This window comes from Pirellulales bacterium (genome assembly GCA_035499655.1).
Taxonomy (GTDB): domain Bacteria; phylum Planctomycetota; class Planctomycetia; order Pirellulales; family JADZDJ01; genus DATJYL01.
This window is the reverse complement of sequence record DATJYL010000021.1, coordinates 1-15674: the sequence shown is the minus strand read 5'-3', so window position 1 is coordinate 15674 and position 15674 is coordinate 1. Positions and strand designations below refer to the sequence as shown.

Genomic DNA, 15674 nt, shown 5'->3' with positions numbered 1-15674 from the left:
ATGCGACAAATTTGGGAGAAGCAAATGCGGATTGTTTACACCTGGCCCGTGGCAGCGGTGTGTGTGGCTGTTTGTGCTGCGATTACCTGTGCGCAGGGCGCCGAAGCAGACAGTGCGATCGATCGGCACGCCTTGGTGAACCGACATAACATCGAAATCCACGAGATCGATCCGAACGGCGCCATGGCGGTAGGCAACGGGGAATTCGCCTTTAATTTCGACGTTACCGGGCTGCAGAGCTTCCCGGAGTATTACGAGAAAACGATGCCGATTGGCATTTTGAGCAATTGGGGCTGGCACAGTTTTCCCAACCCGGAAGGGTACACGCTGGATAAGTTCAAAATGAAGAGCCTCGCGAAGCACGATCGGGAGTTTGTGTATCCAGCGGCAAGCACGAGCAATCCGGCGCCCGACGCGGCATATTTGCGTGGCAATCCGCATCGATTTGGGCTGGGGCGCATCGGGTTGGAAATGACCAAAGCCGACGGCACTTCGGTAGCGATAGGCGATTTGAAAAATCTTGATGAGCGGCTGGATTTGTGGAGCGGCCTGGCGAGCAGTTCGTTCGAAGTGGAAGGCGTGCCGGTGCACGTGCAGACGGCGGTGCATCCGCAGCGGGACGAGGTGGCGGTGGCGATCGATTCGCCATTGATCGCCAGCGGCCGGCTGAAAGTGCGGATTGCGTTTCCGTACGCGCTGATGTCGTTTGGGCCGGATTATCAGGATTGGACGAAACCTGACGCGCACCAAACTTTGCATTCTGTATTTGCTGGGCATGGGATAAGCGGGGCCGATTTTGCGCGAACTTTGGACGACACTCACTATTTTGTGCGTGCATGCTGGTCCAATGGCGTCAAGTTGACACAAACCGACAAACATCAGTATTTGCTGAGTGCGGATCTCGCGGCGAATCCATCCATCCAGCACATCGAACTAACGGCCTGGTTCTCGCCGCAGGCGATTCAGGCCGAGGCGGATAGTGTGGTTGCCGTGCAACGCGCAGCGCAAGAGCATTGGCAGCATTACTGGAGCAGCGGCGGGGCGATTGATTTATCGGGCAACGACGATCCACAGGCCGCGGAGTTGGAGCGGCGGATAGTGCTGTCGGAGTATGTCATGGCGGTACACGATGCGGGTTCGCTGCCGCCGCAGGAAACCGGGCTGGCGGTGAATTCGTGGTTTGGCAAATTTCACATGGAAATGTATTGGTGGCATGCCGCGCATTGGGCGTTGTGGGGCCGACCGGAAATTTTGGAAAAGAGCTTCGAGCATTTGAAGCAAATGATGCCGCCGGGCCAGGCGATGGCCCAGCGCGAAGGGTGCAAAGGAGTGAAGTGGTCGAAAATGACCGACCCCAGCGGCGTGGAAAGCCCGTCGGGGATAGGCCCGGTGCTGGTGTGGCAGCAGCCGCATCCGATTTATCTGGCGGAATTGCTGTGGCGGGCGCGCCACGATCAGGCGACATTGGATCGCTATAAGGATATTGTCTTCGAAACGGCCGACTATATGGCCAGCTTCGTGGATTACGATGCTGAGCGGAAGCAATACGTGCTGGGCCCCGCGGTGGCTTCGGCGGAAGAAAAACACAGCGATTACGAACACAACCTGAACCCGACCATGGAACTTGGTTATTGGAAGTGGGCCTTGGAAACGGCGCAGGAGTGGCGCGTGAGGCTGGGCATGCCGCGAGATGAAAAATGGGACGACGTGATTCATCACTTCGCGCCGCTGACGGTTCGCGAGGGCATTTACCCGACGCTGGAAATTCCGGTGGAAAATACGGCGGCCCGCATGGCGACGTGGTTGTACGGTGTGCTGCCGGGTCGCGACATCGACGTGGACGTCATGCGAAATACGCTGCACGCGGTTACGGGGGGCGCCCATTGGCATCCGGAGGAAGATCAAACGTGGGGGACGGCGATGGTTGCCATGTGCGCGGCCCGGCTGAATGAACCGGAGACGGCCATCAAAATGCTGGTGGGCGATATGGATGTCAAGTCGTTCCGGCCGTCGGGCTATACCATTCGGCGGCCGAATCAAACGCCGATGTACATGCCGGCCAACGGCGGTTGGCTGGCGGCCGTGGCGATGATGGCCGCCGGCTGGGACGGTCACACTGAGCACGCCCCGGGCTTTCCAAAGAATTGGAAGGTGCGCTACGAGGGCTTGCAGCCGATGCCGTAGAGTGTGGCCATAGCACCTGCATGCGGCTCCGGTGCTAACGTCGGCAAAAATTCAACAGGAGGAAACAGAGGGCACAGAGTAATCATGGAAATAGAATTTGAAAAAAGGTCTCCGTTTACTCTGTTATCTCCTGTTTAAGTTTTGTTGCATAAGGGCATGGCGGCCAGACAGTTAATACTACCCACTTAAAGAAGCGGCCTGGCACCCGCATGCGAACGGCTTTTCAGTTTTCCCACAGGAACATTTTTCTGCCGCGACTGAGGGCCTAAAAAAGCGCTCGTGGTATATCGGACTCGATTTGATATGATTGCTGTGGGGATAGCGTGCCGAAGTTGTCTGCCATCGAGGGGCGGCACGGCCGGCCTCGGATGATGCAACCCAGGTGGCGAAAGGCATTATGGAGCAGAAAATTGCATTTTGGGGGGCCTGTGTGTGCTTGCCCCTTACGTTGGCGGCGGGATGCAGTTCCAAGTCGCTGAACGTAGCGCCAGCGGAGCCGCCGGCAATTCCAGTCAGCCAGCCGGTTGAGCGGCAGGTGACGGACTATGTTGATTTCACCGGCCGGATTGAGGCTCCGGAAGCGGTTAGCGTTGTGCCGCGCGTCACCGGATATTTGATTAGCGCGCCGTTCAAGGAAGGCGCGGAGGTAAAAAAGGGAGAAGTGCTGTTTGAAATTGATCCCCGACCTTATCAAGCACAGTACGATCAGGCGGAAGGACAAGTGCTGCTGAACGAAGCGCGCGTGAAGGAAGCCGAGGCGGACAACGCCCGGGCGAAGGAGCTGGCCAAAACGCCGGGCGCGATCAGCAAGCAAGATTTGGATCGGTATCAGGCGGCCGAGGAAGAAGCGGAGGCATCGGTGCAAGCCGCCAAGGCCAGCCTGGAAGTGTACAAGCTGAACTTGGGTTTTTGTAAAGTGACGGCGCCGCTGACGGGGCAAATATCGCGTTATTATTTGACGCCGGGAAATTTGGTCAATCAGGATCAAACGCAATTGACCACGGTGGTGTCGGTCGATCCGATGTACGTGTATTTCGACATCGACGAGAACACGGTGTTGCGCGTTCGGCGAGCGGTGAACGAAGGCAAAATTGTGCGTTATCAGCAGGGAGAAATTCCGGTCTTCATCGGGCTGGAAGGGGAAGATGGCTATCTGCACGAAGGCACCATCAATTTCGTGAATAACCAGGTGAACCCCGGCACGGGCAGCATTACGGTTCGCGGGGTGGTGCCGAATCCGAAGCCGGCGAATGGGGTGCGGTTGCTGTCGCCGGGAATGTTTGTCCGCGTGCGGCTGCCGATTGGCCAACCGCACGACGCACTGTTGGTGATCGACCGTGCCATTGGTTCCGATCAAGGCATGAAGTACGTGTACACCGTGGACGACAAAAATATTGTGCAGCAGCAGCGGGTCGACACCGGTGCTTTGCAAGAAGATGGATTACGGGTGATTGATTCTGGATTGAAGACCTCCGAATGGGTTGTGATCGGCGCCATTCAGCAAGTTCGCCCCCGAATGCAGATTACTCCCGACCGCGAACCGATGCCGACGCTGGGAGCAATTCGTGAAGGAACTTCCGCGGGCGAGGGTAAATCCGCGGAAAGCAAATCCGTTGATTCCTCCACGGATTCCAAAGATTCCAACCAACCCGGCGCGGTGGAAACCTCGCCCGGTCCTGCCAAGACCAATTGAAATGCAAACCGGGTCAGCGAAGGCCGCTTTCACGCAGTTGATGCGCCAGCCATGATATCACGATTTTTCATCGACCGGCCGATTTTTGCCTCGGTCGTTTCGATTGTGATGACGCTGATCGGGGCGATCTCGCTCTTTTATTTGCCCATTGCGCAATATCCGCGGATCACGCCGCCGGGGGTTTCGGTTTCCATCAACTACCCGGGCGCAAGCGCTAAAGTGGTGGCCGATACCGTGGCTGCCCCGATCGAGCAGCAAGTGAACGGCGTTCCCGGCATGTTGTACATGTCTTCGCAAATGGGGAACGACGGCTCGTATACGCTGACGGTGACGTTCGACATCGGCGTCGATTTGAATACGGCGCTGGTGATGGTGCAGAACCGGGTAACGCTGGCCATGCCGCAATTGCCCACGCAGGTACAAAACCAGGGGATTACGATCCGCAAGCGAACGCCCGACATTTTGATGATTGTGAACTTTTTTTCGCCGGACCATCGATACAACGATATTTATTTGAGCAATTATGCGACCATCAATATCCGGGATGAATTGTTGCGGGTGCCGGGAGTTTCCGACATTACGTATCAGGGAGAGCGCGATTATAGCATCCGCATCTGGCTTGATCCGCAGGAACTGGCCGCCCGCAACATGACGGCGTTGGATGTGGCCACGGCCATTCGCAACCAAAATTTAGACGCACCGGCTGGACAAGTTGGCCAGCAGCCGGCGCCGCAGGGACAAGTGTTCCAATTGCCGGTCGACACGCTGGGCCGGCTAACCGAGCCGGAACAGTTCGGCGACATTATTGTCAAGGTGAGCCAAACGACGCCGCCGGCGCAAGCGACAGGCTCGCCGCGCTCGGTGGTGGGGAGCATTGGCGTGCCGGCTGCGGCAGCCAGCGCGGCAAGCAGCGCTGCTCGGGCATCTTCAAGTACGGCTACGACGGGTACCGCCGGCGGCAGCGCGCTGGCGGCGAATTCGGTTACTAGCGGGGGCGGAGCCAGCAGTACCGCCACGGTGGCGCCTTCTAGTTCTATGTCCTCTACGGCAACGACGACCACCACCGGAACGAGTTCCAATTTGGGCGTTTCCACGACCGGAGGCGGCAGCGCAGCCGGCGGCGGCACAACGACCGGCGGCAGCGCGACGGGGGGCGGCGGTTCAACCGGCGGCAGCGCCAGCGGCGCTTCTTCGACAACTTCAACTGCCGGCACAGCCACCGACAACACCAACACCACGGGCACGATTGAAGGAATTTCGATTAACAGCGCGGCGGGAGCCGGGGCCGCAGGCGGAGCATCGCCGGCGGGGCCGGGCCAGCCCTCGATTGCCATCGTAAGGGTGCGCGATGTGGGGCGCGTCGAACTGGGCGCGCAGAATTACAATCAATCGTGCTTGTTCGACGGCCAGCCTTCGGTCGGTTTGGCGGTGTATCAACTTCCGGGCACGAACGCCTTGGATGTGGCCGACCGAGTGCAGGCGAAAATGGAAGAATTGAAGTCGCGGTTTCCGGAGGGAGTGGATTACGCCATCGCATACGATACGACTCCGTATATTCGCGAATCGGTTTCCGACGTGGTTCGAACTTTGTTCCTGGCGGTGTTTTTGGTAGCGATCGTGGTGCTGATATTTTTACAAAATTGGCGGTCGGTCATTATTCCGCTGATTGCCGTGCCGGTGGCGATTATCAGCACGTTTGCGGTGATGGCTGCGTTGGGATTCAGCCTCAACAATATTTCGCTGTTCGGTTTGGTGTTGGCGATTGGCATCGTGGTGGACGACGCCATTGTCGTTGTGGAGAACGTCGAACGTTGGATGACGCACGGCCTGGGGCCGCGCGAAGCCACGCGGAAAGCAATGGAAGAGGTGACCGGTCCCATTATTGCTGTGGCGTTGGTGTTGTGCGCGGTGTTTGTGCCGTGCGCATTTGTCGGCGGGATCACGGGGCAATTCTATCGGCAATTTGCGGTTACAATTTCGGTTTCGACGGTGTTTTCGGCCATCAGTTCTTTGACCCTGAGCCCCGCTTTGGCTGCCATTTTGCTGAAACCGCACGGTAGCCGCCGGGATCCGGTCACGTGGCTGTTAGACCTGGTATTGGGCTGGTTTTTTCGGCTATTCAACTGGCTATTCGGCGTGAGCACGTCGGCGTATTCGTGGGTCGTTGAACGCATGATGAGATTCAGCGTGGCGGTGCTGTTTGTGTACGGCTTGTTGATACTGATTACGTACGTGACGTTCAGCAGTGCGCCGATCGGCTTTGTGCCGCAACAGGATCAGGGACGGCTGATCTGCAGCATTCAATTGCCCGATTCTTCTTCGTTGCAGCGCACGCAGGAGGCAATGAAGCAAGTGGCCGAGATCGCCAATCGGGCGCCGGGCGTGGCACATACCGTGGGAATATCCGGATTGTCGTTTGTCATGCAGGCGACAAGCCCGAATTATGCATCGATGTTCATTGTGCTGAAACCATTTGCCGAACGGCGAAATTTGCCGGATACGGCCATTATGTCAAACTTGCGCCGCCAGTGGGCCAAGGAAGTGCAGGATGCGCAGGTGACGGTGTACGGGGCATCGCCGGTGCCGGGGCTGGGTGTGGCGGGCGGCTTCAAGGTGATGATTGAAGACCGGGGGGACTTGGGACTTCCCGTGTTGCAACAACAAACCGACGATTTGGTGGGGAAGCTGCAAAAACAAGTGCCCGGCTTAGTCGGCGTGACGACGCAGTTTCGCTCCAAAGTGCCGCAGTTGCTGTTGAACATCGATCGGATGAAAACCGCCGCGCTGGGCGTCTCGCTGACCGACGTGAATCAAACGCTGGAGATATTGCTCGGTTCGCTGTACGTGAACAGCTTCAACGAATTCGGGCGGCATTGGCAGGTGACCGTGCAAGCCGCCGGCGAGTTCCGGAACCACACGGACGATATTAATTTATTCCAGGTGCGAAATAATCGAGGACAAATGGTGCCGCTGGGGACGCTGGTGCAACTGCAGGAAATCAATGGGCCCAGCAGTGTGACGCGGTATAACTTGTACTCGGCGGCCGCCATTACGGGGAATTTGCAACCCGGCTACAGTTCCGGCGCGGCGATCAAGCGGGTCGATGAGATCGCGGCGGCTTCGTTGCCGCTGAGCATGAGGGCGGATTGGACCGAACTGATGTTCATGCAAAAGCGGGCCGGGAACACGTCGATGTATGTGTTTGCGCTGGCGGTGGTGAGCGTGTTTTTGGCGCTGTCGGCGTTGTACGAAAGTTGGTCGTTGCCGTTGGCCGTGATTTTGGTGGTTCCGTTGTGCTTGTTGAGTTCGGTGGTGGGCGTATTGTGGACTCAACGCGATGTGAATATTTTCGTGCAAATTGGTTTGGTCGTGCTGGTGGGCTTGGCCTGCAAAAACGCGATTCTGGTGGTCGAGTTCGCCCGGCAGTTGCACGAAGAGGAAGGGCGATCGCGGTTTGACGCCACGGAGGAAGCTTCGCGGTTGCGGCTGCGGCCGATATTGATGACTTCGTTCGCGTTTATTTTTGGCGTGGCTCCGCTGGTGGTTGCTTCTGGCGCCGGCGCCGAGATGCGGCGCTCGCTGGGGGTGGCTGTGTTCAGCGGCATGTTGGGCGTGACGCTGTTCGGCATTTTTTTGACGCCGGTGTTCTTTTATGTGATTCAAGGCCTGGGAGAATCGCAGCTGCTGACCGCCGAGCGGACGCGGTGGATAGGCTCCAGCGTGGCGGGCGGGGCGTTGGGTTTGACCATCGGTTTTTTATCAAGCCAGTTGGGCGGGTTCGCCGTGGGGACAGCGTGTTTTGTGGGAGCCACGGCGGGAGTGTTGGCGGCGCTGGTGATTTTGGAAATTCACCGGCGGATTCGGCTGCAAAATCCGGCGGGCGGCTCGTAAGCGAGGTTATGTTGAAAAGCAAACAGAAGCACCCTCACCCTACCCTCTCCCACAGGGAGAGGGTTTCCGGCAGAGGTCTAGGGAGTTTAGCGGCGTGATTGCGGAATTTTTTGTCGATCGCCCGATTTTCGCGACCGTGATTTCGGTCGTGTTTGTGCTGGCCGGAGGCGTGGCGGTATTCACGCTGCCGGTGGCGCAATATCCGGATGTCACGCCGCCGACGGTGCAAGTGACGGCTTCCTACCCTGGGGCCAATTCGGAGACAGTGCGCGACACCGTGGCAGCGCCCATCGAGGAGCAAATCAGCGGCGTCGAAGGCATGATGTACATGTCGAGCCAATCGACCAACGACGGCGCGTACAAACTGACGGTTACGTTCAATCTGGGAATGGATTCCGACATGGCCCAGGTGCTGGTGCAAAATCGCGTGTCGTTGGCGCTGCCGGTGATTCCGGCCGTCGTGCAAAACGAGGGCATCAACGTCAAGAAGATGTCCCCCAATACGTTGATGATTGTGAATCTGATTTCGCCCGACAAACGCTATGACGACATTTTTCTAAGCAACTACGCCACGATTTACGTCAAAGACGAGTTGGGGCGCGTGGCCGGCGTGGCGGGCATTACTTATTTGGGCCAGCGCGATTACAGCCTGCGCGCTTGGCTGGATCCGGACAAATTGGCCGCGCTCAGTTTGACGGCCAACGACGTTGTCAACGCGATTGCGCAGCAGAACATTCAAGTGGCGGCCGGACAAATTGGCCAGCAGCCAGCCCCGGCGGGCCAGCAGTTTCAATTGACCATCAACACGCTGGGCCGACTGACCGACCCGGAACAATTTGCCAACATTATCATCAAAGCGGCCAATGCCGGCGGACCCATGTCCACGGCCGGCGCAGCTTCTACGGGGCAGCCTGGCGCGGGTGGAACCAGCGGATCGACGGCCGCGGCGAATGTTGGCGGATCGAACCCGGCGGCTGCGCCGTCGACGGGCATTGTTCGCTTGCGCGACGTGGTGACCAAAACGGCCGACGGAAAGCCGCGCGTCGAATTGGGTTCGCAGCAATACGAGCAATCGTGCACGCTGGATGGACAGCCTTCCGTGGCGTTGTCGATTTATCAACTGCCGGGCTCCAACGCGCTGGATACCTCCGGCAACGTGTACGCAAAAATGCGGGAATTGAAGACACGATTTCCGGACGGGTTGGATTATCGCATCGTGTACGACACCACGCCGTTTATCCGTGAATCGGTGAACGAAGTGTTTCGCACGCTGCGCGATGCGGTGATTCTGGTCGCCATCGTGGTGCTGCTGTTCTTGCAGGACTGGCGGGCGATGATTCTGCCCATGATCGACGTGCCGGTTTCGCTGATCGGCACGTTTGCAATTATGGCGGCCATGGGATTCACGCTGAACAACTTGACGCTGTTCGGGTTGGTGTTGGCGATCGGCATTGTGGTGGACGATGCGATTGTAGTGCTGGAAAATATCGAACGGCAAATCGCCACCGGGCTGGATGCGCGCAGCGCCACGATTAAGGCGATGCACGAAATTACCGGACCGATTATGGCGATTACGCTGGTTCTTAGTTCCGTGTTTGTGCCGTGCTGTTTTTTGGGGGGCGTGACAGGGCAATTTTTCCGGCAATTTGCCGTGACGATAGCGGTGTCGACCATTATTTCGGCGGTGAACGCGATTACGATGACGCCTTCGCGGGCGGCGGTGATTTTCAAATCGGAAGTAGGCGAGCATGGCCATCAGCATAAAAAAGAGGCGCTGCCCTGGTGGTTTTTCGGCATTGTGGGCGGATGCCTGAGCGTTTGGCTGGGGGACAAATTGCTGGCCCAGCGGTTAGGACTGAACGCCGAACAAGGCGAGGGACTGTCGACCGCCATGTCGTGGGCCGTGGATGCCGCGTTATTTATTCCAGGGGCTATACTGGGCGGGGGGATCGGCTGGTGGGTTATTGATTCGGTCAACGCAGTGCTGGGCTCGCTGTTTCGCGCATTTAATGTGCTTTTCGATCGCGTGATTACCGTGTACGGCAAAACGGTGGGGGCACTGTTGCGAATCAGCGCGTTGGCACTGGCTGTGTATGGCGGCTTGCTGGTGGTGACGTGGTGGCAGTTCAATCGCACGCCGACCGGCTTTGTGCCGCAACAGGACAAAGGCTACTTGTTGCTTAACGTGCAATTGCCCGATTCGGCTTCGGTCGAGCGAACCCAGGCGTCGATGGCGCGGATTGAGGAGGTCGTGGGCCGTGCGCCGGGGGTGGCTCACACGGTCGGCATTTCCGGGCAATCGCTGATTTTGAACGCCAACGCGCCGAACTTGGGCTCGATGTACGTGATGCTGAAGCCGTTCGACGAGCGGCGCGGGGCCGATTTAACTGCCGACGCCATTGCCGCCGACTTGCAGCAGCGCTGCCACCAAGAAGTGAGCGAAGCGATGGTGGCTGCGTTTGGCGCGCCGCCGATTGACGGCTTGGGCACGACCGGCGGCTTCAAAATGATTGTCGAAGACCGCGGGAATTTGGGCTTGGGACCATTGCAGCGAGTGAGTGAGCAAATTGTTTCCCGCGGCAATCGCACACCGGGCTTAAAGGGACTGTTTAACAGCTCCGGAGCGAATACGCCGTGGCTGTATTTGGAAATCGATCGCACCAAATGCGAGGCGCTAGGAATTTCCGTGGCCGATTTGTTCAACACACTGCAGGTTTATTTCGGTTCTTATTACGTGAATAACTTCAACGAGTTTGGGCGCACGTGGCAAGTGAATGTGCAGGCCGATCCCACCTTTCGCAACCAGGTACCCGACGTGCGCCAACTCCAGGTACGCAACAATCAAGGGCAAATGGTGCGGTTGGCGACGCTAATGACCGTGCGCGACACGAGCGGGCCGGTGATGGTGATGCGGTACAATTTATATTCGGCGGCGGCGGTGACGGGCGAAGCGGCGCCGGGAACCAGCTCCGGGCAGGCGGTCGATTTGGCGGCGGAAATTGCCCAAAGCGAATTGCCCCGTTCGATGGCCTACGAATGGACTGATTTGGCGTACTTGCAGCTGCAGGCCGGGAATAGCGCGATGTGGTTTTTCGCCTTGGCGGTACTGTTTGTATTTTTGGTGTTGGCCGCGCAGTACGAAAGTTGGTCGCTGCCGCTGGCCGTGATTTTGGTGGTGCCGATGTGCCTGCTATTTTCGGTCACGGGCATTCAGGTGGGGCACAACGACCTGAATATATTCACGCAGATCGGCTTTGTCGTGTTGGTGGGTTTGGCCAGCAAGAATGCGATATTGATTGTCGAATTTGCCAAGGTGCAGCACGAATCGGGCGTGCCGCGGCGGGAAGCAGTTTTAGAAGCCGTGCGGCTGCGACTGCGGCCGATTTTGATGACTTCGTTCGCGTTCATATTGGGCGTGGTGCCGCTAGTGGTGGCCAGCGGCGCCGGGGCGGAAATGCGCCGCACGCTGGGAATTGCCGTGTTTAGCGGCATGCTGGGCGTGACGCTGTTTGGCGTGTTCTTGACGCCGATTTTTTTCTATGTGATTCAGGCGTGGAACGACCGCCGGGCGAAAAAGCATGTTGCGCAGGCGGTCGAATCATTGGAGCCGCACCGGTTAAAGAGCGGCGGCGCACATTCCTGACGCCACGCGCTGTTAGCGAAGCGAAGAATTGGTTCGTCGCCTAATTTGAATCACCACGATGTAGTGACCCCGGCGCACCGGGGTCCTCAGCCGTTTTTCTTCGAGAAAAACTGCGGGCGTCTGGGGATCCCGACGCGCCGGGACCGCTACATTTTTCAAATTAGGCGACGACCTAGAATTGTTGGCCCGCTGAGAGTCGTGATAGAACTGGCTAGCAGTGCATTCTAGGTGATCGGTTCTCCGGAAAAGCTGGCCCTCCTACCCGAATGAATTCTGTCGCAGCCGGAAACTGCGCAGGCTTGGCGGTATCTACGGTGCTAGCAGCGCGATACGGATTCGACTTTACCGAGAATGCCGATGATTCCGATTGTGTGGATCATAGCGATTTTTCAGTCCACTACTCCTCGAGCTGCTCTTGCCGACAATTCATCGCGAAAGACCGACTGCGCGCGAGCCCCTTGCCAGCGAATGCGCCGTTGTAAACCGGCGAGTGCGTTTGCTGGTGGTGGTCATACTCTGCGCGCTGGTGCTTAGCGGCTGCACTTCGTGGCGCGACTATTTTCATAACGGATTTAAGGTCGGCCCCAATTACGGTCGGCCGGCGGCGCCCGTGGCAAAAGAGTGGATCGACGCCAACGACAAGCGCGTGAAGACCGACGAAGACGATCCTTGCCAGTGGTGGACGGTATTTCATGATCCCATTTTGAACGATCTGGTTTGCACGTCCTATCACCAAAATCTCACCTTGCGTGAAGCCGGCTTCCGCGTGTTGGAAGCCCGGGCACAATTCGGCATTGCCATTGGCAGCTTTTTTCCACAAACGCAAAACGCTGCGGGCAGTTACATGGCGATTGCGAACAGTCAGGAAACGGCGCAGGGCGGATTTGGCCCGCAATTTTTTAATCAATGGAACTTTGGCTTCAATTTGGCGTGGGAGTTGGATTTTTGGGGTCGCTTTCGCCGGGCGATCGAGGAGAATTCCGATTTGCTGGACGCCTCGGTGGAAGATTACGACGCGGCGCTGGTCACCCTGTTGGGCGACGTCGCCACGGCTTACGTGAACATGCGGACGTTGGAGCAGCGAATTCAATATGCCGAAGACAACGTTCGGATTCAGAAAGACACCCTGAATATTGTCGAGGCGCGCTTCAAAGTAAGCACCATCAGCGAGTTGGATGTCGATCAGGCCCGCACCACGCTGGAGGCCACGGAAGCCGACATTTCGGAATTGCAAATTCAGTTGCGTCAAAGTATTTTGCAACTGTGCATTTTGCTGGGGATGCCGCCGGAAGATTTGTTGGCGCGGGTCGGGGCGGCGCCGATTCCCACGGCTCCGAAGGACGTGGCGGTGGGCATTCCCGCCGATCTGCTGCGGCGCCGGCCCGATGTGCGTGCCGCCGAGCGGCGATTGGCGGCCCAGTGCGCGGCGATTGGCGTTGCTGAATCGGAATTTTATCCGCACATTTCAATCAACGGCACGTTGGGTTGGAGCGCGGAAAATTTGGGCCACTTGTTTGAGCCCGGCGCACTGAACAGCAATGTGGGGCCATCGTTCCAGTGGGATTTGCTGAACTACGGTCGGCTGCTGAACAACGTGAAGCTGCAGGACGCCACTTTTCAGGAGTTTCTGGCGACGTATCAGAACAGCGTGCTGGCGGCCAACCAGGATGTGGAAAGCGGGTTGGTGACCTTTTTGCGCGGACAGGAGCGGACGGGCCATCAACAGACCGCGGTGGATAGCGCGGTTCAGGCCGTGAACATCGCGCTCAAGCAATATCAGGCGGGCACGGCCGATTTCACCACCGTGACGCAAGTGGAGCAGATTCAAGTTCAGCAACAAGATTTGCTGGCTCAGACGGAAGGGGAAATTGCGACGGGCTTGATCGCGGTATACCGTGCGCTGGGAGGGGGATGGCAGATTCGCTTGACGAACTGCAACGAAGAATTGCCGCCGCAACCGGGTGAAGTGAATGCACCGCCGCCAACGTTGGAAACGGTACCGACGCCAAATCCCGAATTGCCCAAGCCCGAATCGGCAGCGCCAGAAACAGCAACGCCAGAATCGGCTTCACCGGCGGCAGCACCGCAAACGGCGCCGCCAGAGACAGTGACGCCACAAACGGTGGCGCCGCAGACATCAACACAGCCATTGCCGCCGCCGCAATCTCCAGCGAATCAGTCGCCCACGTTGCCATCGCCATTTCCGCAGTTGCCAACGCCCAAAGGGCTGCCGGCTCCGGGAGCGCATTCGCCGCCGCAAACCTCGCTGCCTCAAAATCGGAACCCATTCATGGCCGCGCCGGTGGTTACGGGTCCAGTCGGCAATCGGCAAGGGGACAGTCAACAAGTGTTGCAGCAGCAAGGGGAGAACGTGCAGCCGCAGAAGAGGGAGCAAGAGTTTAATGTATTGCCGGTTTCGGCGTCGTTTTTAGACGATTCCCAAGCGGCGATGGCCGTGACGACACGTCCTGCGACGTCGCCGATGGCTTTTTTTCCGCAAGCCAGTTCGCAACCGGCGCCTCCGGTGACGGCGGCGGTTACGTCGCCGCCCGTACCGCCCGTTACCCCAGCGCCGGCGATGGCGCCAGCCGTGCCGAATCCGTCCGGATACATCACCCTACCGACCGTGGTGCAGCCCGCTGCCCATCCGTAAGGGAGTGCTTATGCGACGGATCAATCTGTTGGGGTGTATCTGCGTTTTGTCGGCAATCGGCTTGCTCGGTTCGACCGTGCTGTGCTTGATGGCTGCCGCGGCACAGCCTAGCGACGGTTGGTGGCTGTGTCCGGGCATTTCGCTGCATCGGCCTTGTTTGTGTTGTCTGGACGATTATTGCCGCAAACCACCGCCCTGCCCTCCGTGCCCGGTGTGCTGCTTTGGGCCGAACGATTATTGCTGCAAGCCGCCGCTGTGCGTTTCGCCGTATTGCGGTTTCGGCTGCGATGACTATTGCCGCAAGCCGCTACCCATAGTTTCGCCCTGTTATACTCCGCCGGGCTCAACGTGCGGGCCGCCGGCATGTGGCGCGGATACAAGCAGTGATTCTAATTGCGCCAAAGTCAAAATTGCGAATTAGGTATTTTTTTAGTCGCAGAACGTGGAAATAGCGAGATGAAAATCGGCGTGATCAGTGCGGGGCCGATTTGGAAGATAGACCTGCCGACAGCCGCGGAGCCGAACCGACGAGTGGCAAGGGCGTCAATAAAGTGCGCGCACTTAGATTCGAACTAAGGACCTCCACCTTATCAGGGTGGCGCTCTAACCAACTGAGCTATGCGCGCTTAGACTATGTTTTACGCGGTAATTGACGTTTTCGAGCATGGGTATATTATTCTGTTTACACCCGTTTCGACACCTGATTGATCTGGGAGCGTGACCAGTGCTGAAAAGTATCGCTGGAAAAGACCTCCGTAACAAGCCCCGCAAAGATTTCCCCCCTCTTTCCCCATGCGTTGGTCAAACCATTGTCAAAGCGCAGGCTGCCGCGCGACAGAAGTCGCATTGGCCAATCCACACTAGTTGCCGTCACTGGATTGGCTGGCGAGCGGATTGCCGGAGGGAGTTGCTGTCGGGCCATCCATGGTCAGCCCAGTAATCTTCAGCGAATACGCGTATTTGCACGGAGCTTCCGCAGGCAACTCCACTTTCAGTTTTTGCGTGTCTTGACTGAATTCCAGATCACCGTCGTGCCCCAAAAGTGCGACCGACACAATTTTTCCTTTTACACGACCGCTGGCCAAGGCGGTGATCGAAATAGCGGAATTTGGCCAATTGCCCAGGATCATGGCATATAGAGATTGGTCTTTGACCGTAAAACGTATGTTAAGTTCGGCTTTACCTGAACCACCTTCGCCGAACTGAATCCAATTATGGGTGTCGTAAATCGCCTCGCCGTTGATCTCCAGCCACTTGCCAACTTCCAATAAAATCGCTTGTTGATCGTCCGGAATCGTGCCGTCGGCCATGGGGGAAATATTAAGCACATAGTTGCCATTTTTGCTCACGGTATCGATTAGATGGCTCAAAATGGTCTCAGGCTTGCTGAGTCGTAAATCGCGGACATAACCCCAACTGTTGCCAGCAATCGGATCATCTACCTGCCACGAACCCGTGCGGATTGCTGAGGGCGAACGCGCTCCAACTTTTTCAAAATCGATGATCGAACCAATCGTTGCGGTGTTATCGTTGGTCGGTGAGTAAGCAGCCTTCTTGGTGGTGATGGAAACCTGCTTGCCCCATTCTTCGCCTCGATTGTAATAGTAGGC

The 15674-nt window shown here is 57.7% G+C and carries 7 protein-coding genes and 1 tRNA gene; 5 read left to right on the top strand and 3 right to left on the bottom strand.

Annotated features, from left to right (window positions below; genetic code table 11):
- The 5 genes from VMJ32_01160 (at position 1) to VMJ32_01140 (ending at position 14064) form a co-directional block, all read left to right on the top strand.
- Positions 1–2184 carry a hypothetical protein gene (locus VMJ32_01160; GenBank protein ID HTQ37602.1) on the top strand — a complete coding sequence of 728 codons (2184 nt, stop codon included), beginning with the start codon at positions 1–3 and terminating at the stop codon, positions 2182–2184.
- A gap of 397 nt (positions 2185–2581) precedes the next feature.
- Entirely contained in the window at positions 2582–3877 is a 1296-nt protein-coding gene (locus VMJ32_01155) for an efflux RND transporter periplasmic adaptor subunit (protein ID HTQ37601.1), read from the top strand.
- 51 nt (positions 3878–3928) lie between these two features.
- Positions 3929–7768 carry an efflux RND transporter permease subunit gene (locus tag VMJ32_01150; GenBank protein ID HTQ37600.1) on the top strand — a complete coding sequence of 1280 codons (3840 nt, stop codon included), beginning with the start codon at positions 3929–3931 and terminating at the stop codon, positions 7766–7768.
- 94 nt (positions 7769–7862) lie between these two features.
- Positions 7863–11411 carry an efflux RND transporter permease subunit gene (locus VMJ32_01145; GenBank protein HTQ37599.1) on the top strand — a complete coding sequence of 1183 codons (3549 nt, stop codon included), beginning with the start codon at positions 7863–7865 and terminating at the stop codon, positions 11409–11411.
- A gap of 415 nt (positions 11412–11826) precedes the next feature.
- Positions 11827–14064: an efflux transporter outer membrane subunit gene (locus VMJ32_01140; GenBank protein HTQ37598.1), complete on the top strand. Its 2238-nt coding sequence runs from the start codon at positions 11827–11829 to the stop codon at positions 14062–14064.
- 552 nt (positions 14065–14616) lie between these two features.
- On the opposite strand, the gene VMJ32_01135 is transcribed toward VMJ32_01140, so the two are convergent.
- The 3 genes from VMJ32_01135 to VMJ32_01125 all read right to left on the bottom strand — a co-directional run.
- A tRNA-Ile gene (locus VMJ32_01135) sits at positions 14617–14690 on the bottom strand.
- 56 nt (positions 14691–14746) lie between these two features.
- Entirely contained in the window at positions 14747–14911 is a 165-nt protein-coding gene (locus tag VMJ32_01130) for a hypothetical protein (protein HTQ37597.1), read from the bottom strand.
- Between the two features lie 13 nt (positions 14912–14924).
- On the bottom strand, positions 14925–15674 hold a 750-nt coding region (locus VMJ32_01125), incomplete at its 5' end, for an alpha-L-fucosidase (GenBank protein HTQ37596.1).